This window comes from Flavobacterium saccharophilum, from assembly GCF_900142735.1.
Classification (GTDB): domain Bacteria; phylum Bacteroidota; class Bacteroidia; order Flavobacteriales; family Flavobacteriaceae; genus Flavobacterium; species Flavobacterium saccharophilum.
On sequence record NZ_FRBY01000006.1, the window covers coordinates 427,875 to 449,392 of the forward strand.

Here is a 21,518-nt window from a genome sequence, read left to right on the forward strand (position 1 = left end):
TCCTGACTATAAAATTAGATTTTTTTCAATAAAACCTTTATAAAATAAGGACTTGTAAATCTTTAACACAATTATTTCGAAAAATCTTATTAAATCCTAGTAATCAAAATACCAATTGAAGACATCAGTACGCAGTCCGACGGTGAACCATGTTGTGCTTTGTTTGAAAGTTGTAGCGGTTTCTTGTGTCGGGTCAAAATTTCTATAGATAAAGCTTCCAAACAGCTTCAGATTCGTCATTGGATTTATTACATAACCACCCTGAATATCTGCAATAAAAACACTTGTTTTGTTTCCCTGCCCCACCTTTACACCAGTATTGTATGGTCGCTTTTCATCGTAACTTTTATAAATATTACCTCCGTAATTATAACTATCTTCAGTGGTATCAAAATCTAAACCTCTCGTACCCATTGTAAATTTAGCATCACCAAAATAACGTCCTTTATGATATCGGCCAATTACCAGAAGCTCATTGAAATTCCCTCCCCACTGATGCCCGACACTTTGATTATTATGACCATAGTTTGTTATAACAGCACTATGCGAGTATACATAAGGACGAACATGATTGTATTCTACTTGCAGCAATAAATCTTTAACATCAAAGGCATTAAAGTATTTTGCTCCTAATTGATAACCAAACTTATTTTTCCAACTTTGTTCTCCTGCTGCCATATCTCCGACTGAAAATTCATCCAATAAAAATTGACCATATAAATTAACATTATTATTCCACTTATACTTAGCAGTAAATCCTAAAAGCGCATTTCCACTTCTGGAAGATGAATTAAACTCAACTGTACGATAAAAGATAATTGGATTCACAAAATTAACATCAAATCCTCTATTGTTGCTATCAGTCCAAACTACAGATTCGAAGAAACCTAAATTTAATTTATTCGAAACATTCCAGCTTAAATAATGATTTGCCATGAATTTTGTTGCATATGTTTTTTCAACCGTAACATCAGGACGAACATCTTTTAACCACATATATGTGTTCGTATATTTTATTTTCCAAAAAGTAGTATTGATTTTAAAATACGGATACGGACTTGCTCCATCACTTTCTAACAATGAGCGATAACCATCTCCAATAAAATTCCTTCCATATCCTAACTGAAAATCAAAAAACTTACTTGGTACGTAGGTGATATTAGCCTCTGCTAAAGGAAAGTCGTATGCATCTGTTTTAAATCTTTTTGCAATACCAATTCCCGGAATGATTGCCGGATTTCCCCCTGAAGGTTTCAATGTCTCGGCATAATCATTAAAATATCCTGCAAATCTTCCCTGACTTTCAAAAACCGTGGTTGTAAAATTGACTTGTTTACCTAAACCACCCCTAAAATTAAGAGCCCTTGTATTTACATAAGTATAGGAAGCATCAAGATCTGATGCTTTACCCATTTGCAAGTCAACAATAGGATTTAATGCCAACCAGTAATCTTCACCTTGAATCTGAACCAAATTTTCATTCCACCATTTTCTTCCCAACCAGGTGGACACCTTTTTTTGAAGCGATTCAGTAACTGCCTTTAAATTATAATATTTCGAAACTTCTGAATATGTATAGGGCTTTGAGGCTGTATGATTATTACTTCCAACCTGATTCATTGCACCATCAAATTGGGCATAATAACTATGCGAAAACGGAATATTTAAATGACTGTCAAATTCAGGATTATTGTATTTTTTATAGACGATACTATCAAGTTCTGTCATTGGCTTTTCGACTGGTTTTAAAATCTCCGCAGCCGCTAATGCTTCAGAAGCAATTTGCTCAGCACTTTTTAGAGGAATACCAATTGAAATCGTATATTTTGAATAAGTTGGTTTTCCATTATAAGTCGATGGTTTAATCTGAGGAAATTGACCAAAAACTCTTTTTGCTTCTTCCGCCAGTGCATCATTTGTAGTATTCACATAAATCACTTTAAATACACCTGTGGCATCAACTTCAAAAAGCACTTTTACCTCACCTTTATAATTGGTTTGTTTTAAATTTTCAGGCACCTGAAAGTTTTGAAAGACGAAATCCTGAACTTCTTTGTAGAAACAATTTTCCAGTTTTTTAGATTCCAAATTTTCACAATTTGGAAAAACAGGAAATTGCTCTGTTGTAAAACCAGGTTTTACAACAGAATTATTACTTTCTTGCGAAAAAACAAATAAGGTAGTTATTGTAAAAATAAAGGTTAAAAAAATCTTATTCACGTAAATTTGGGTTTTCATTTAATAATCATTTGGGGCATTCTCTCCGTTTGCAATTTCTTTTGCTGCTGAAGTTCCGATTCGCTTAACACCTAAACTAATCATATCAATAGCATCTTTATACGACCTTACTCCTCCAGCTGCTTTTATTGGTAAAGGTGATGCATTTTCCAGCATCATTATAATAGATGCCATTGTCGCTCCGTTTGGCAAATCATTTTCAGTTTTATAAAAACCTGTTGAGGATTTTACAAATACCGAAGCAAAATCTTCTTCTTTAAAATTTGATATCACTATATTTTTTATCAATGCAGAAAGCTGCATAATTTCTTTATCTGTCAGGGCTGCAACTTCAATAATCCATTTTACTGTTTTATTATGAGCTAATCCGATTTGTGTACCATAAACAATTTCTTGTTTCACAACAGCAATTTCACCATTTTTAAAAGCTTCATAATTACAAACAAAATCTAAGTCATCTGCTCCATCTTCTATTGCCTGATTTGCCTCTTTGATCTTGTCTTCAATTGAAGATTTACCTTCCGGAAAATCTATAACAGTGCCAATAAGTAAATTCGAGTTAGCTTTTACAATCATTTCTTTAGCTAAACTTACATATGTCGGCCTGATCATAATCAATTTAAAACCTTCCTTAATTGCCTCTTTAATTGATTCTTTTACAATATCAATGTTTTCATCTTCAGAAAGACCGGCCTGAGAAGCAGTTTTCAAATATGTTGAATCTAAATATTGCTTGATATTCATGACTTTGATTTTACATCGAATTTTGACAAAAATACATTTTAATTCTAAATAAAAACGTTGCAAATTAAGCTTGATTTTTAGCAATAAAAAAACCCACCGAAGTGGGTAATTATATTCCTATTATTTTATCGATTTGCTTCCTAAAAGCTATAGCAGAAAAAACCGCAGTGGTTGCTCCAATTGTATTTGATAAAACATCCGTTATATCCGGGGTTCTCGTTGTAGTTAATACACCTTGTAAAATTTCGATTGTAATTCCAAAAAAAACAGAAAATATAAACGAAATAAGATAAGCTTTATAGTCGTTAGCTTCTTTTCCTTTCAGCTCTTTTTTGAAAAATAAAATCCATGAAACCGTAAATCCAAAGTGAAAACAAAAATGAACAATTTTATCTATGCTAGGAAAATTTATTGCCGGAATATTACCTGAATTCGTCAAACAAAAATAAGTAATGATACCTGAACAAATAATCGCCCAGATTAAAAGAAGTTGTTTAGGCACCGATAAGTTGTTTGTAAGCTTCGTCAGATAATAAAGAATCTATTTCTGATGCATCAGCAATTTTTATTTTAATCATCCATCCTGCTCCGTAAGGATCAGAATTCACTGTTTCTGGTGCGCTTTCCAGGCTATCATTAAAAGCAATAATTTCTCCTGTTAAAGGCAAGAATAAATCAGAAACTGTTTTTACAGCTTCAACTGTACCAAAAACCTCATCTTTATCAAGTGTCTGATCTAAAGTTTCTACTTCAACATACACTATATCTCCAAGCTCTTTTTGAGCGAAATGAGTAATTCCTACAGTTGCAACATCTCCTTCGATGCTAACCCATTCGTGATCTTTTGTGTACTTTAAATTTGCTGGTATGCTCATAATACTATGTTTGAAATTGATAATTGAATTTTTTAGCCACAAATGTAACAATCTTCTAATGAAATCCCGTTTAGAAACTAAAAAAATTAATTTCCGAAATTATATCGCAGTGTAAAACCTGAACGAATGTTAGTTAACGGAAATGAAGTTGATATTACAGCTTTTGAGAACGAGTGATCATAATAAAATATTGCAGTCAGGTTTTTACTAAATGCATAATCAGCTGTAAGTTTTAATGACCAGATATTTTGTCCAGCTGCAAGCTGATTGTTATCATAATCCAGATAACGTACTAACGTTTGATTATTTCTATAAGAGAAATCAGCCTTTATATTAATATCACTTTTTATAATTCCTGTTGGATTGTCTGCCAGTCTTGAAGAGAAAATAACATCTTTAAAACGATATCCTAAACCAACAATATACTCCAGACCTTTAACCTCTGTCAATAAATTATTATCAAAACTCATCGATAATGCCCTGTCTTTTTTAATTTCTGTCAAGACTCTTAAAGAGCTTTTCAATTCAAAATCCATACGGATAAGCGGACTAAATTGCTCTACTAAATTGACATTAGACATAATGGTTTCATTATAAAAATTAGTATTAACATCTTGCCCTCCCGGATTCTCATTATAATCAAAGTTAGATCTAAACTGATTTATAGTATAGGATGCTCTATAATTATGCTGTAGTGAAAAACGTCTAAATTTATCTTTAAAATATTTGTATCGCATTAAACCATTGTATTTAATACTCCAGTTTGGAATTGGAAAACTTCTGAAAATATCTGTCGAAGCACTTGAAGCATTCCCGCCAGAATAAGCTGCTAAAAACGAAGGCAACAAAACTGCCTGATTACTTTTTGTAAAACCTATTGGATATCCCTGATTTGCCACATAAACTGCATAGTTTGGATCTGTCTCCGCCGGAATAGGATTATTGACATCTCCATATCTTGGAATTGCAGCTCCACCATAATGGTCTTCAGCAAGGCGATTTGCAATGACTAAACGATTATTTCTAAAATCATCAAATGCAGCCGACTGCGTTTCATCACTAGTCGAAAAAGATGTTTTTATCAATACAGTTGAAATAGAGAACATTCCATAAGTATAAGGTGATAAAGGTAAATACTCGCCATTTACTACACTATACTGTTCTGATGAGTTTTCAGAATAAGCACGATCCATTGCCAAATCAATCTTTAAATCAGGCAACAAATCAATATTAGCTGTAATTTTTAAAAGTTTGTTTGTTACTTGTGTAAAGTTCTGATTGAAGTTATCATAATTGGTTAACCAGCCATTTTTAGCAGCCTCATAACGCACATCATCCTGGCTTCCAAAAACGAATCCTAATGAAGGTTTTGCCGTTCCAAAGAAACCAACTCCAGGCGTATAACCTGGCAATACTGTTCCGCTATTCTTTGTATAATTAACCTGAATGTTTTTTACGCTCGTCAAAATACCAATCATTCCATCGTAAAATGGACTACTATTATTTATTGGCTTAGCTGTATTGACAATTTTCTCTCCCGGTTTTGGAGGAGCTGTTGCTTTAGGCTTTGCAGATTTTGCACCCGGAGTCAAACCTAAATACTTATACAACAAATTCATATTAAGGGTTGTTGTCAGCGTATTTGAATTAGCATTTTGAATCGTGTTTCCTAAATCATATAAAGTACCCGTATCAGGATCTACATATTCAGATAAAGCTGTTGAAGATCGTTGCCAACTGTAATCAGCCGTATATGAATAACTTGCTTTAACAAAACTTAAAAGCGGGATTTTGTTAATCGGAATATCGTAGTTCAACACCAATTGCTGTAAGTGTTGATTCGGTGTTCCCACATCCCAATAACTATCCCAGATATTAAAATCTTCCTTAGGACTATTATCTTCATTCAAATAATTTTTTACAATATTATTTGAAGCAGCGTTATAATTTATTTTTAATGATTTCGTCAAATTATAACCAAAACCATATTGATAGTTAAATGCAAAATTTCGTCTATAAAGTGGTTCAAGTCCAATTCCTTGCGTCTCTACATCTCGATATTGCTGACGATTGCTTTGTCTTAAAACATTTGTATTAAACGTTATATTTGATGGCAAGTAATTAACATTAAAATCACTCAACATTTTCCAGTAATCACTTTTCTTCATGAACTTAGTATCCTTGAAAGGAACTACTTCTTTTGGCTGAAAAGTATAAGCATAATTAACCGCTGTATTTGACTGCTCATCTTCATAATCTTCAACTTCGTAATCATGACGTTCCACCTGATTGTACGATTGCGAAAATGTTAAATTTTCTACATCATAAACATGAGGTTTTTGTTCTGGCGCACGATCTTTTCTAACACCAATAAAGTTGATGCTTTTTCGCTTTGTATAATCTACAGCACGAGTTCTGATATTATCTTTTTCATCCGGATCGGTTGTCTCCTTTAGTAATTGATCTAGTTTTATATCCTGATTAAAAGGATCATATTCCGGCGTTATTACTTCTTCACCAATAGCATAATTAAAAGGCAAATTTATTCCCCATCTTTGCGGCAACAATTTTCCTAAATTTAGATTGGTAACAATATTATACTGCTGAATATCTTCACGATCACGTTCATTAGCACCTTGTTCTAAAGATCCAAAACCAATTGTACTTTTTCTACCGACAGCAGAAAGTGTGGCAAAATCAGCCATATTAGTATCGACATTTAATAGCGCAGCCATACCGCCTTTGTTATCCAAATCCGACATACGAAGCTCATTAAACCAAACCTCTCCTTTTATATCTTTATGATCTGCTCTACTTTTTACCCCAACCATTAAATTTCTAACTAAACCAAAATTTGGATTTCCCTTTATTCCTAATTTCAATTTACCATCTCCATCTCCTCCACTTAAACTCAAATCGTCATCGGGGTAATAAACTCCGTTTATATCGCGTTTAGTAGAATTAATATCGATACTCATTGCCTGAATTTTCATTTTGGTCAAAAGTTCCATTGCCAAATCAATGTTATTATCTTCAAGCCACACCAAATCTGGACTTATCGTACACGAACCTCCAGTTCTTGTAACTTTTAACGGAATTTCGACCTGATAATAGTTTTGGGTAAAATCATTACCAAAACGAATGAATCCCACCATTTCATCATCTAACAAGGTATTTTCGTCAGGTAATTGTTCGGCATGCAAGAACATTTTAAGTTTTTTGTATTGACGCATATCAACACTAACATTCTTAAACACTGCTCTGGAATCCTGATATTGTAAACCCGTTCCTCCAACTCTCAATGCCAATGATTGCTCATTTTGATTGATAATGGTATTGTTATTATACAATTGCTCTCTCTGAACTCCTGGCGGAATAACATAATTTACAGGACACTTTGTACTGTTTTCCTGAATATTAACTGCCGCAACATCAAATTCGGTACCATCATCATCAGGGTTTGTGTCGTTAGCATCAAGTGTTCCGGTATATCTTCTCCACTCTCCTCTTACTAAATCCAAGGCACCAAAACGCATCGTCATCTGGTTGTTAAAACCAGTCATAAACATTCGCATAAAACGAATAGATCTAAAATCGGTAATATTTCCAATTGTATTTTGAGGCTGAGCAACAGGGATTTTAAACTGAATCCATCTTGCGTTGGTTGTACCTCCATTTGGTAATTCTATATTAGTTACTTCACGTATGTCTGTAATATAATTTTGACCTACCTGCATTCCCGGTTTTACATCAATACTGTACTCGTAATACGCGTTAATCGTACTCATTGTATTGTCACGATTGATATCTTCAACGTCTGGTAAAGTTGTCGAACCACGATTAGGGTCATCAATGCTTACTGCAGAGTTATTTTCTGTACCATTATATTTTTTATAACGATCTAATACGCCTCCATCTGTATTTAAATAATACGTATAATTGTCTGCCGCCGGATCTTCTTCTCCTGCATAATTAGTATAAACGCTACCTTCCTTTGAACTTGGAAGACCATCCAAACCTACGTCCTGATTTTGACGATTGTTTGCATTAGTATCAAATGCATAAATTAAAGATTGTGACGCAGGAACATCACCCCAAATTGGTTGTGGATTTACCATTACCTGATCTGGGCCTAACCCATTTTCATATTGTTTTCTTCCGTCTTTTAAAACATCTTCCGACATTTCCCCTAAGTTGAAATAGATCTTACCTGTATTGTTTGGTTGCGCCTCGGCATTTCCAACATACGGATCAAGTACCCAAAACTGAATATACTCTACATTCCCCTGCTCAAAATTGGTTGAATTCAGAGAACGCATAATTCCTCCAAAATTCGATGTTACAGGATCACTATTAAAACCAGGATTATTATTATATGGCCCACGCTCTGATGGGAAATAGGTTAAATCAAGTGTATTGATAACCTGTATCTGCCCCTGAGCAATATCAGTGTTTGGATATAGTTCTTTACTGTAAATCCTTCTCGTTGTATTTAGAGACAAATCGTCATTTGAAATTCCTGACGGCTTTGAAGAATAGAAAATAGGATCAATAGTATACCACGCTAATTTTGAACGTTTATAACCATACTCTAATGTATTAGAATTGGCATTAAAAGTATTATCATTTATAGAATTCAAATAGGGGGTTGATGCCAGACTCCAGGCATATGCTGAACGCATATCGATTGTAGATTGTGATCCCTCAAAATCATCAACATAAATTGTTGCTTCACCTTCAAAATCACTAGCTTTTGGAGCATCAGGTTTTAAGAAAGCAACTTCACCACGGATAGAAAGATTCGAAGGAACATCTGTATCAATATTAGGTAATTTATTAGCTAATCTGGTTAAAAAAGGGACTTCGGTTGCATAATTTCCATTAAAACCAAAAATCGTATTATTTACAGATTCCTGACCATAACTCGATTTTTGCGTAAACGGTTTTTCGGTCATTTTAAGATAAGTCCCTCCAACAACAAAATTATCAGAAATTTTGTGTTCGATATTGAATCCCACAAATCTTCGGGTCTGTTGCCCGAAAATAGAGTTGTTTTCCAACGAAACCTCAATTGGTGTATTGGATGACTGAAGAGAAGGATCAAGAATCTGAACTCTACCCAATTGATAATCGACACTGTAATCTACACCTTCTACAAGTCTTCTTCCTGCCGCCATAACAACAACAGATCCTTGTGGTACATTAAATGCTCCAATGGGAATACCATTACTTCCAGAGGATTTATACTTTCCTCTTAATAAGAATTTATTTTTATCACTATCCTGCAACGCGCCGGATTGTGTGTTTTTGTACATATTTCTAAATACATATTTCTGCTGATTTGCATTATATGTAGTTGGGTCATTATAATTTTCGCCAGAACCTGTATTCTGTAATTTCTTAAATAACAGTTCTCCAAAAGGTTCTTTCGTTGTAAAAATAATTCGGCCGTTTTGAACGTCAACTGTTATACCTGGAAGATAATCAAAGAAACCATCACCACCTGTTTGCGGGTCATTGTTGTAATTTAATCTATCCAGATTAAAAACATTCAATAATGGTGTTTGATCCACTTTATTATCTGGTGTTGGATTAGCCGGAAAAGTTGATCCCTGAACTGGCGTAATATAATTTATTGGAGAAGGGTCCGTATAAAGAATATTTAATCTGAAATCATCTTGTTTTATTTGGTAAGCCTGTGGAATCTGATACACGTTTTTCATCATCAAGTCCCAAACCGGATTTTGAACGTTGGTCAAATTACTTTTCAGCATTTTTAAAACCAAACTTTGTGAAATAATTGCCTGATTTGAATTGTTATTTCCGGTAACAACAGTTGCATCAACACCGTCACTACCAAATTCTCCTACCTGATAAATTTTACCTCCGACGGTATATTCAAACGCAACCGCTAAAATTTCATCATTTGCCAAACGTTGTTGCAACGAGATATATCCTAATTGCGGATTAAAAGTAAACTCATTCGTAGTTAATTTTCTGGCATTTTCTAATATCGAATAATCAGTTCCTTCACTAACATTTGTGTTATTGAATCCTGATTTTGCCGTTACGATTTCTCTAATATTAGAGTTTAAATAGGATCCAGCCTGACCAATGGTCTCCGGGTCATATTTGTTATTATTGTTATCTGTTGGAGAATCAATTGGATTATTAAAAAATCCTGTCGAAGAACTAATAACTACAACTTCATTATCTGGAATTCCGGTAATTTGTCCCTCACCTAAATCCTGTAATGCGATAACATTTCTTAAATTATTGCTGGTAGTACTTACACGATTTTGTTTATTGGTAACCCAAACTTCTATTCTGGTAATCTGTACACGGCTATCAATAAAAGGATATCCTTTTAAGGAAGCATCATATTTATTTCTAAAATATTGGGATAAGAAAAAGTGTCTGTCATTATCATAATCCAAAGCGTATAAATCGAAATTCTGAACTGTACCACCTCCTTCGGCTACAACACTCTTTGTTTGTGATTTTTGTTCTGAGAAAACACCGGTAACTGTTGTCTTTCCAAACTGTAATTGTGTCTTAACTCCAAATAAACTTTGTGCTCCACGAATTAAAGTGCTATTCAGTGGCATGCTGACATTACCAACTTCTACTTTCTGAATAATATCATCCTCTGAAGGGGTATAAGCTAATTTAAACAGGTTTTGAAAAGCAAATGTAGATTGCGTATCATAATTGGCGTTTACCTCAAGACGCGTCCCTACTTTCCCCATTAAACTCATACTGATTCGCTGATCGAAATCAAAGGTTAGACTGGATCTGTTTCTTGGCGAAAAAGAAGGATTATCTTGTTTGGTATAACGAATTCCCAAATCCATTTCAACTGAACCTGTGGGTTTTACGTCAATGGTATTACTACCAAAAATACTTTCAAAAAGACTTGAATTAATATAGTATCGAGGTAGCAAATCTTTTTTGGCCGCTTCACTTCCCGTCTTTTTACCGTCGATAGCGTCCATTTTCTTTCTGAAATAATCCCTTCTGGATTCTTTCAAAACTAAATCTTCGTACTCTTTAGGAGTTAAAATAATTGGATAATCTATTGAAAAACCATCAACAGAATTGGTGTAAATATATCGGTCTGTAACCGGATCATATTTATAAGCCGATGAAATACTTGGTGGATTTTTAAGTTCTACCTTACCAACAGAAAACTGCGTTTTAGTTGTATCCTGAACTGACTGATTTACTTGCGCACGCAAAAAATTACCGCAAAGCAAAAACAGTAACAAAATACAAATTTTACGCATACAACAATGTGGTCTTAAATTAGATTACAGACTTTTCAAGGCTCTTTTGATAATGGTCTCAACGGTGGCTTCGGGATCTTCTTTTACGATCTTCTCAACTACTTTTTCTGAAGTTTTTCGAACAAAACCTAAAACTTCCAAAGCAGATAACGCTTCATCTCGGTTTGTATTGTTTTGAACAACGGAAACTTCATCTAAATCGTATAACTTTAACACTTTTTCTTTTAAATCAAGTATCACACGTTGCGCAGTTTTATTTCCAATCCCTTTAATTGATTGAATTAAACCAACATCTCCTGAAGCAATTGCATTAATTATTTGTCTGGGTTCGATTGAAGATAACATTGTTCGTGCAATATTAGCTCCGATGCCTGAAACAGATAACAACATTCTAAATATTTCACGCTCTGATTTTTCGGCAAAACCAAATAATGTATGCGCATCTTCTTTGATTTGAAGATGCGTATACAATTTTATAAAATCAGCATTAGGGATTAGTGAAAAGGTGTGTAAAGAAATATTTACATGGTATCCCACTCCACCACAATCAATTACAACTTCTGTGGGATTTTTTTCAACTAACTTCCCCTGCAAATGTGCTATCATAGTATAATTTATGGTATCAAATATAATAAAAATGCAATAAAAATAAGACAATATTATCTGATCCTTATTATATTGACTATTTAGCTAATTTATTTTTTTTATTGGCTTTTTCCTGTGCATCAATAACTGCAATTGCAGCCATATTAACCATTTCTTCAACGCTTGCGCCTAATTGGAAAATGTGAACCGGTTTACCCATACCCATCATGATTGGCCCAATTGAATTTACTTTATACAATTCTTTCAATAATTTATAAGTAATATTTGCCGACTCTAAGTTAGGAAAAATTAAGGTATTTACCTTTTTTCCAGCTAATTTAGAAAATGGAAATTTCTCTGCAAGCATTTCCTGATTTAAAGCAAAATCTGCCTGAATTTCTCCATCAACAATTAAGTCCGGATGATTTTTATGCAAATAAGCTACTGCCTCTCTAACTTTTGAAGCACTCTGACTTGTTGAAGATCCAAAATTTGAATAAGAAACCATTGCTATAACTGGCTCAACTCCAAACATTTTTGCAGTTTTAGCCGTCATAATTGCAATATTAATCAAATCTTCAGCAGAAGGATTTATATTTATTGCAGTATCTGACAAGAACATTGGCCCACGTGATGTCAACATCATATTTGCAGTGGCAACTAATGAAGCATTATGTGCTTTTTCAATTAATTGTAACATTGGTTTTACAACGCTTGGATAACTTCTTGTATGACCAGTCACTAAAGCATCTGCCTCACCTTCGTTAACCATCATGGCAGCGAAATAATTTCTTTCACGCATGAATTTTTGGGCATCCAATAACGAAACACCTCTTCTCTCTCTTGTTTCCCAGTATGATTTAGCAAATCTATTTCTTCTTGATTCTTCTTCGTTTGTTTTAGGATCAATGATTTCAAGTTCTGCATCAAAACCTAACTCTGCTTTAAGTTCTAATATTACTTCTTTATTTCCTAATAAAATAGGAAAACCAATTCCGTCTTCATGAACAATTTGTGCTGCTTTTAAAACGTTTAACTGATCTGCTTCTGCAAAAACAATTCTTTTAGGATCCATTTTAGCACGGTTTGTCATCAAACGAACCATTTTATTATCATTCCCCATACGTTCTCGAAGCACATCTTCATAAGCTGCCCAGTCTGTAATAGGATTTTTTGCAACTCCAGATTCCATTGCTGCTTTTGCAACAGCCGGAGCTACGATAGTAATTAATCTTGGATCAAATGGTTTAGGAATAATATAGTCCTGACCAAAACCTAATTTTGTTGCACCATACGCCACATTAACCTGCTCTGGAACTGGTTCTTTAGCTAATATTGCCAATGCTTTTACTGCAGCCATTTTCATAGCTTCGTTAATTTTGGTCGCTCTTACATCTAGTGCTCCTCTAAAAATATAAGGAAAACCTAAAACGTTATTTACCTGATTAGGAAAATCTGAACGCCCTGTAGCCATAATAACATCTTTTCGTGTTTCTACGGCTAAATTATAATCGATTTCCGGATTTGGATTTGCCATTGCAAAAACAATCGGATTATCTTTCATTGTCAATAACATTGCAGGCGAAAGAATGTCTCCTGAAGATAAACCGATGAAAACGTCAGCTCCGTTTACAGCCTCGGCTAATTCTATTTTAGGGCCATCAACAGCATATTTTAATTGCAAGTCTGATAGTGAAGGATTGTCTTTTGTCAAAAGTCCTTTACTGTTAAACATTCGTATATTTTCGACTTTTACACCTAATAAAACATATAAATCAGTACAAGCTATCGCAGCCGAACCTGCTCCGGAAACTACTACTTTTACATCTTCTGCTTTCTTTCCTGCTAATTCAAGCGCGTTGATTAAAGCCGCAGAAGAGATAATTGCTGTTCCGTGCTGGTCATCATGCATTACCGGAATATCCAATTCTTCAACCAGTCTTCTTTCGATTTCAAAAGATTCCGGCGCTTTAATATCTTCCAGATTGATTCCTCCAAAAGTTGGAGCAATATTTTTTACCGTCTGGATAAATTCTTCAACATTTTCTGTATTAACTTCGATATCAAAAACATCAATATCTGAAAATATCTTAAAGAGCAATCCTTTTCCTTCCATAACTGGCTTGGAAGCTTCCGGACCAATATTTCCTAAACCTAAAACAGCTGTACCGTTTGAGATAACGGCAACTAAATTTCCTTTTGCTGTATATTTATAAACGTCATCTACGTTTGCTGCGATTTCTAAACACGGCTCTGCAACACCTGGCGAATAAGCCAAAGACAAATCTCTTTGGGTTGCATATTTTTTTGTTGGAACTACCTGAATTTTTCCTGGAGTTGGTTCTGAATGGTACAGTAACGCTTCTCTTCTTTTACTCTCTTTGTTCATTATTTTTAGCTTTTATTCTAGCTTACAAAGATATAAGTCTTGTTTTAAAATGGCGTGTTTTTATAGCTTTCTTTTGTTAAAATAACATTTTACAAAAGGCCAAAAAAAATAGTCCAAGATAATTTGGACTATTTAATAAACTTTATTTTTAAACTTTAATTACTGTGAAATATAAGAGTTTAAATGATTAATTGTGTCTTTTTGAATTTCTATAATTGCTTTTACAACATCGCTAATTGAGATAATTCCAACCACAATTTCGTCTTCTAAAACGGGTAAATGTCTGATTCTTTTTGTGCTCATCAGCTCCATACAATCCTCAATATTGTTTGAAAGATTTACTGAAAAAACGTTACTTTCCATAATTTCATGCACAAAGGTTTCTTTTGAGGATTTGTCTTTTAAAACAATTTTTCGGGCATAATCTCTTTCAGAAAGTATTCCTTTTAAGTCGGTTCCATCAATCACAAGGATAGCTCCTATGTTTTTTTCTCCCATTACTTTTAATGCTTCGTACACCGTAGTTGTTGAAAGTACGGAATAAACATTTTTACCTTTTGCGTTTAGTATTTGATTTACAGTCATATCTGAAAAATTTTAGGACTATAAAGTTAAAAAAAAATACACGTAAATAACAGCCAATGCCATTTTTTAAGAGTTAACTTATTCATTTTAAATATAATACATCAAATTTTGCGTTTTCAAAAATTTACAGCAAATAAAGGATCAAATTCTAAAGTTTTTTTGCAAAAAACACAACGTAATTGATTTTCAATATTTTACACCAAACAATAAAACCTTTCTAAAGTATAGAAAGGTTTTTATTTATTCATTAAACAGATAATTTATAAATTCGTAATTATAAATTCACTTCGTCTGTTTTGTTCATGTTGTTTTTCGGTACATTTTACTCCATCAGCACAGCGGTTCACTAACTTAGTTTCCCCGTATCCTTTTGCCGTTAATCTATTTTCATCTATTCCTTTCTGAATTAACCAATTTTTCGTAGACTGCGCCCTTTTCTCAGACAAAATCATATTATTTTCATCTGATTGTCTGCTGTCTGTATGTGAACGAATATCAAGTTTTATAGCAGGATATTGGTTTAACATATCTACTATTTTTTGCAATTGAGGTTCTGACGTTTTTTTAATAGTCGCTTTTCCTAAATCAAAAAAGTTCATAGGAATGTGAAGTAATTTTGCTAAATCTGTCCCCACTTTTATAGCTCCAATCTTGACTGGACTAACGGAAACTTTCTTTACGTCAATAGTTTTTGCCGTCATTGGCTTAAACATTTTATCCATTAGAATTTCCAGGGTTGTTGTTCCGTTTAACTTTTTTATTGCAACGGGAATTTCTTTTATTCCATAGTCAATTTTAGAAGCTCTTATAGCATATTTTTTACCACATTTTATTTTTGGAAAAATATAATTCCCTTTTTCATCTGAGACAATGGTCGAAATGGTATTAAAATTTTCATCAATTAAAGTAAGAGAAACATTAGATAGTAATTTATTTGATTCTGCATCAGCTACAAATCCAGTTAAATCTTGTTCACATACAAGTTTTCTGGTTTCTGTAAATCGATAAACATCATCCAAACCATGTCCGCTAATTCTATTTGAAGAGAAAAAGCCATTTCTGTTTTTACTATTAATTATAAAAGCAAAATCATCATGCTTGCCGTTTATAGGTTCTCCAATGTTCTGAACTTCATCAAAAGTTCCGTCATCCTTTATTTTCGAAACAAATATATCAAGTCCGCCTAAACCTGGTCGCCCGTCAGAAGCAAAATAGATCTCATTCTCTTCAGAAATAAAAGGAAATGTTTCTCTTGCTTCGGTATTAATTGAAGGACCTAAATTTTCCGGGGTTCCGTAAGTTCCATTTTCATTAATGCTTACTTTATATAAATCTGACTGCCCTACACTTCCGGGCATATCTGAAGCAAAATATAACGTTTTCTCATCAACACTTAAAGCAGGATGTGCTGTACTGTATTGATCGCTATTAAAAGGAAGTTCTTTTACATTTTCCCAATTCCCATTTATTAAATTAGCGCTGAATAATTTTAATAATGTTACCTGTTCTTTATTTTTTCCTCTTTTACCATCTACAAAATTATTTCGGGTAAAATACATCGTTCTGCCATCTTTTGTAAAAATAGGAGTTGATTCATTGTATTTTACATTTTTCTTTTTAATGAAAATTTTTGGTTCGCTTACATTTCCATCAGGCATTAATTCGGCCACATATAATCTGGAGAATGCTTTATTCGTCCATTTGAAACTATTTTTAGCAACACCTCCGGTATCTCTGGCAGAAGTAAATATAATTTTGTTGTCATAAATAGTACTCCCGTAATCAGAATAGGAAGAATTCATTCCTGCATCGGCGATTTCGTATCGGCCTGAATTCGATTTTATATCTTCTAAGTAATTTTTCTCAGCTCTTATTAAATCGGCTCTTCTGTCTGATGCTGATTTTTCATTAAATTTTGCTAAAATTTCATCTGCCTTACGATAATTTCCAACAGATTTAAAACATTGAGCATATCGGTATAAATATTCTGATTCCTGTGCTTCATTTATTCTGAACAATTGGTCGTACCATTTTAAGGCATCTCTTAATTCACCTATAAAATAGTATGAATTACCTAATCTTCTTAATATTTTTTCATCAGTCGTACCTTTATCGATCAATTCTTCATAACTTTTTATAGCATCTGCGTAAGCATACTCCTCGTACTTTTTATCAGCATTTGTTGTCTTAGTTGTCTGCCCATTTATTGTGAAAAAAAAACACAAAAAGAAAATCGTATAACTTAAATTTTTAATTCTCATTGTAGGTATTAATTAAAAGAATCTTGGGGATGTCATTTTACTATAATTATTAAAAAACTCGAAACGAAGGAAAATTTCGTGTGATCCTGAATTGTATTTCCTTAGATTGGTAGTTTCATGGTCATATCCATAACCTATATATAAACCATCTGAAACCTGAAAACCGGCCATTGCACTTACTGATGCACTCCAACGATAAGCAAGGCCAAGTACAAATTTGTCATAGAACATAAAATTACCCGAAGCGTCTACTTGCAAAGGAGCACCCTGAACCATTTTAGTGAGCAACGCGGGTTTGAATTTAATATCGTAATTAAGATCAAAAACATAACCTGCCATGAAGTAATAGTTGATTTTTTCTTTGAAAATAGCCGTATCATTATCTTCATAACGATTTGTTTCTATAAAATTAGGAATAGAAAATCCTAAATAAGCTTTATCAGAATGCCAATAAACACCCGCTCCAATATTGGGTGTAAATTTATTATCCAAACCTTGAAACTGAGGATCGTCCTGATCTTCGAAGCTTAATTTAGTTACATCAAGATTAAAAAGATTTGCTGTGGCTTTTATTCCAAAAGAAAGTTTGAATGTTTCAGAAGTAGGTACACTATAAGACAAATCTGCTGAAAGTGTATTTTCATTTGTTGGCCCTATTTTATCATTTACTAACGAAACACCCAATCCTAATTTACTATTATTTAAAGGGGTATTTATTGAGAAAGTACTCGTTTCAGGTGCTCCGTCAAGTCCTATCCATTGCGTACGATATAAACCAAAAACACTTAATGCTCCACGTGATCCTGCATACGCAGGATTAACCGAAATAGTGTTATACATGTATTGTGTAAACTGAGCATCCTGTTGCGCTGAACATAGAACTGAAAAAAACACAAACACTAATAAAATTAATCTTTTCATTTAATAAGCTTTAAAAACGGGTTAGTTAGAAAACTAAACCGTTTATCATTTTTTATTTATTAATATATAAGTAACCCGATAATTCATGTGGTTTTGAATCGCTGTCTTTATATTTCAGAATATAAAAATAGGTTCCGACAGGAAGTCCATCCGTTTCTTTTATCGTTGCACGTCCTGCTGAGACTCCAATAAAAGCTCTGTCTTCATTATTATAATGATCAATATCAAATACTAAGACACCCCAACGGTTATAGATTTCAACCGTATTATCAGGATAACATTCTAATCCCTGAATATAGAATCTGCTGTTTTTTGAATCTCCATTTGGAGAAAAAGCATTATTAATTTTGATTAGACAGCCATTTAAAGGTAAAACTGTAGGCTTATCTTCTAAATTACTTGAATCATCTGACTTATCCTCGACAACAACTCCTCTTCCACTTTGCCCCTTAACGGTTGCCTGATTACTTACGCTTCCGCGGATAATATCATCCTGCGTAATTTTATATTGAGCTGAAAAATTAGTTTCATCAAATTCATTTACAGCTAAATTAATTGCCTGTCCAGAAAGCAAAATACCCGGCAAAGCATCTGTAATGGTAATTCCAACTAAAGGAACGTTACCTGTATTTGTTACTTTAAATTTATAAGAGATGGTTTCACCTGCATTTTCCACTCCATTTCCATTCTCATCATTGAATACTGCTGTTTTAATAATTGCAATTGACGGAACTTCAACAAAAACATTTAATGCTGCAGTAATACAGTTGGACAAATCGGCTTTTTCACAAATTCTATAAATTAGGATATAATTTCCTCCTGGAGTGTTTGGTTTTACATTTACACTTCCATCTGAATTAAATTCAAAATAAGGACTTTGCGGAATGTTGGAAATTACAATATCAGCCGGATTAATTTTGACACCATTTAACAAATCGTTATCCAGGACATTTATAAATTCAAGTTCTCCATTTATACCATCAACACTTGTTGCTGTATCATTTGTAGCGACAATTTGTTTTACTGGTGTTGGAGGTGCAGGGTCTGTTACATTTACTACGGAAACAATTACAATTGCCTGACTACAATTAGATAAATTTAAAGCATCACAAATTTGATACGTTAATTGATAATTTCCAGTAGGAGTTCCAGGTTTTATTTCAATTGAACCATCAGCTTTCAAATCCAAATTAGGATTTGAAATCACGGTACTTAAAACAACATTGGCAGGATTCGCAAGAGAACCATTTAATGTATCGTTATCAAATATATTTACAGTTGCACCTTGTCCTTTATCACTATCAATTGGTCCCGCAATATCATTATTTGCTTTTATTGCAAATGTTGGCCTTGCATTACATTGTGCTGTTGCAGGTGGATAATTTACAACTACATTAACTGTAGGGTTTAATGAAAACTGCATTGTTACCCCGGTTCTGGTGTTTTCAAATCCATCTGCACCTTCAATCCATTGACCATTTGTCAGTAACCATCCTGGCCAATCAATTCCAATTCCGTTATTGTCAACAATTGCACCTGGCCATAAAACATTTCCTGTCAATGGTAAATTAGTTTGAGTTGCCACTACATTGTTTGCACTATCAATCCAATTTATTGTCACTAAACTATTTGGAGTAAAATTATCAGCCACTACGGTATATGACACGTAAGGAACATCATTAGAACAATAACTATTAGCTGTTACTGTCATTGTTGGTGCTGTAACCGTTACTTTAATAGAGGCTGAACTACAATTTGCAGGGTTCAACTTTTCACAAATCTGGTATATCAATTCATAAGTTCCAGCTGGTGCGTTAGATCCTAATACTGCTGTTCCATCTGAATTTAATGTAATAAATCCTGTTGGGTCTTGTGTTATTACAGAAAGGGTCATATCTGAAGCTACAACTGGCAAGGTATTATTAGTATCATTTGCAAAAACATTTATAAGTGTTGTCGGTTGATTGATACCAACTACCGATCCTATTATATCAGCATTAGCCTGTAAAATGCCACCTGTTACTACAACTTCCGAAATTACACTATCACAGTTTGTAGGGTTGTTTACTTCGCAGATTTTATATTCTACATTGTATGTCCCTGCTTGAGTTGCTGCATCTATCTTTATGCTACCATCTGCATTTAATGTAAGTCCATTCGGAACTGACACTGGGCTAAGAATTACTTGTCCTGGATTTGTTCCGATGACAACTAGGTCACCATTTAAAGTATCATTTGATACTAAGGAAATTGTTGTTCCACCGATCGTTCCATTTATTGGCACTGTTGTTTCTTTTAAAGCATCAATAACTGGTACAATAACTGAAATTGTTACCGTTGCGGTTGCGCAATTTGTTGTATTTAATTCACAAACCTGATAAGTCAAATTATAAGTTCCAGCCGGAGTGTTGGCTTTTAAAACAATTGTACCATCTGAATTCAGTTTAATAAACCCTGTTGGGTCAACAGCCATTTCTGTGATAGTCACTTCTGATATCACTATTGGCAATCCTCCTTTGGTATCATTTCCTAGAACATTTAATATAGTCGTTGCTTGATTTGATCCCACAATTGAATTTGCAGTATCATCCTTTATTATAAGCAATTCATTAGCCGGATTTACTGTAATAAATAAATTTGCTGTAGCAGAACTGGTTCCATCTGTAATAGAATATGTCACTTGCGGTACTGATCCATTATAATCTGGTTTCGGTACAAAAACGTAACTACCATTCGCATTTATTGTAAGGCTTCCTTCGATTAAATTAGCTGTACTACCTATTGTATAAATTGTTGATCCAATAGCAAATTGACTTATTTTCAATGTATCTCCGTCAACATCTGTATCATTAGCTAATAAATTATTTGGTGAATTTACTGCAACTGTTAAGGTTACGTCTTCATCTGTTACATTGATATCGTCGACCGCTACAGGAGCATCATTTACTGCTGTTACTGTTATAGTAAGAGTGCCTATGTCACTTAGATTACCATCAGTTACCATATAGTTTACGGTATCGACACCATTGAAGTTTGCAGCTGGCATATAGGTATAAGAACCATCAGCTGCCAGTATAAATGTTCCTCCCTGTGTCGTGGTAAATGTTCCTGCAACTACAGTCAGAGCATCCTGATCAACATCGGTATCATTAGCCGTAAGGTTTACTGTTGAAGTAAATAAGGTATCTTCAATAGCTGTTATAGTATCATCAACGGTTACTGGGGAGCAATTTGGTTTTGCATTTATAATTACTTGTTCAGCAATTGAATTGCATCCTGCTGCATTTTGAATAATTACATAGTAACTACCTGCGATTAAACCTGATTTAGAATTACTAGTCTGGAAATTTTGTCCATTATCGAAACTATAAATATCTGATAAATTTTGAACTGTTACCGTAATGACACCTGTAAATGTTACACAAGTCGGCTGGGTCACAGCACTTAGTGTTGGAACAGCAGGTGTTGAAGGCTGAGCATTTACAACAGCAGCAACTGAATCAGATGAACTGCAAGATCCCAGTGTTGCTTTTATGGTGTAACTTCCAGCAGGGGCTGTAACAGATCCACTAGTTTGTGTTACTCCCGTTGATGGAGTTATCGTATAAGTGTAAGTCGCATCGTAATTGTCAAT

At 33.8% G+C, this 21,518-nt stretch carries 11 protein-coding genes; all 11 read right to left on the bottom strand.

The genetic code is table 11. The features are described from left to right. Window positions 1-96: 96 nt before the first annotated feature. A complete protein-coding gene (locus BUA98_RS20430) occupies window positions 97-2,238 on the bottom strand; it encodes an energy transducer TonB (RefSeq protein ID WP_072975502.1) in 2,142 nt (713 codons plus the stop codon). Further along, on the bottom strand, window positions 2,239-2,982 hold the full coding sequence (gene deoC / locus BUA98_RS20435) for a deoxyribose-phosphate aldolase (RefSeq protein ID WP_072975504.1): 744 nt from the start codon (window positions 2,980-2,982) through the stop codon (window positions 2,239-2,241). It abuts the gene before it with no gap. Window positions 2,983-3,091: 109 nt separating this feature from the next. Then, window positions 3,092-3,484, bottom strand: coding sequence for a VanZ family protein (locus BUA98_RS20440; protein ID WP_072975506.1), 393 nt, complete (start codon window positions 3,482-3,484; stop codon window positions 3,092-3,094). Further along, entirely contained in the window at window positions 3,477-3,857 is a 381-nt protein-coding gene (gcvH, locus tag BUA98_RS20445; protein ID WP_056188370.1) for a glycine cleavage system protein GcvH, read from the bottom strand. Before gcvH ends, BUA98_RS20440 begins: the two co-directional genes overlap by 8 nt. 86 nt (window positions 3,858-3,943) lie before the next feature. Beyond that, window positions 3,944-11,143 carry a T9SS outer membrane translocon Sov/SprA gene (sov, locus tag BUA98_RS20450; RefSeq protein ID WP_072975508.1) on the bottom strand — a complete coding sequence of 2,400 codons (7,200 nt, stop codon included), beginning with the start codon at window positions 11,141-11,143 and terminating at the stop codon, window positions 3,944-3,946. A 24-nt stretch (window positions 11,144-11,167) separates the two neighbouring features. Next, window positions 11,168-11,749: a Holliday junction branch migration protein RuvA gene (gene ruvA, locus BUA98_RS20455; RefSeq protein ID WP_072975509.1), complete on the bottom strand. Its 582-nt coding sequence runs from the start codon at window positions 11,747-11,749 to the stop codon at window positions 11,168-11,170. A 76-nt stretch (window positions 11,750-11,825) separates the two neighbouring features. Then, window positions 11,826-14,117 carry an NADP-dependent malic enzyme gene (locus tag BUA98_RS20460; RefSeq protein WP_072975511.1) on the bottom strand — a complete coding sequence of 764 codons (2,292 nt, stop codon included), beginning with the start codon at window positions 14,115-14,117 and terminating at the stop codon, window positions 11,826-11,828. A gap of 159 nt (window positions 14,118-14,276) precedes the next feature. Next, window positions 14,277-14,702: a CBS domain-containing protein gene (locus BUA98_RS20465; RefSeq protein WP_072975513.1), complete on the bottom strand. Its 426-nt coding sequence runs from the start codon at window positions 14,700-14,702 to the stop codon at window positions 14,277-14,279. Window positions 14,703-14,962: 260 nt separating this feature from the next. Beyond that, window positions 14,963-16,963: an OmpA family protein gene (locus tag BUA98_RS20470; protein WP_072975514.1), complete on the bottom strand. Its 2,001-nt coding sequence runs from the start codon at window positions 16,961-16,963 to the stop codon at window positions 14,963-14,965. Window positions 16,964-16,975: 12 nt separating this feature from the next. Beyond that, window positions 16,976-17,884 (bottom strand): PorP/SprF family type IX secretion system membrane protein, encoded by a 909-nt coding sequence (locus tag BUA98_RS20475; protein WP_072975516.1) that lies wholly within the window; start codon window positions 17,882-17,884, stop codon window positions 16,976-16,978. A 52-nt stretch (window positions 17,885-17,936) separates the two neighbouring features. Next, the coding region (locus tag BUA98_RS20480) for an Ig-like domain-containing protein (protein ID WP_072975517.1) at window positions 17,937-21,518 on the bottom strand (3,582 nt) is incomplete at its 5' end.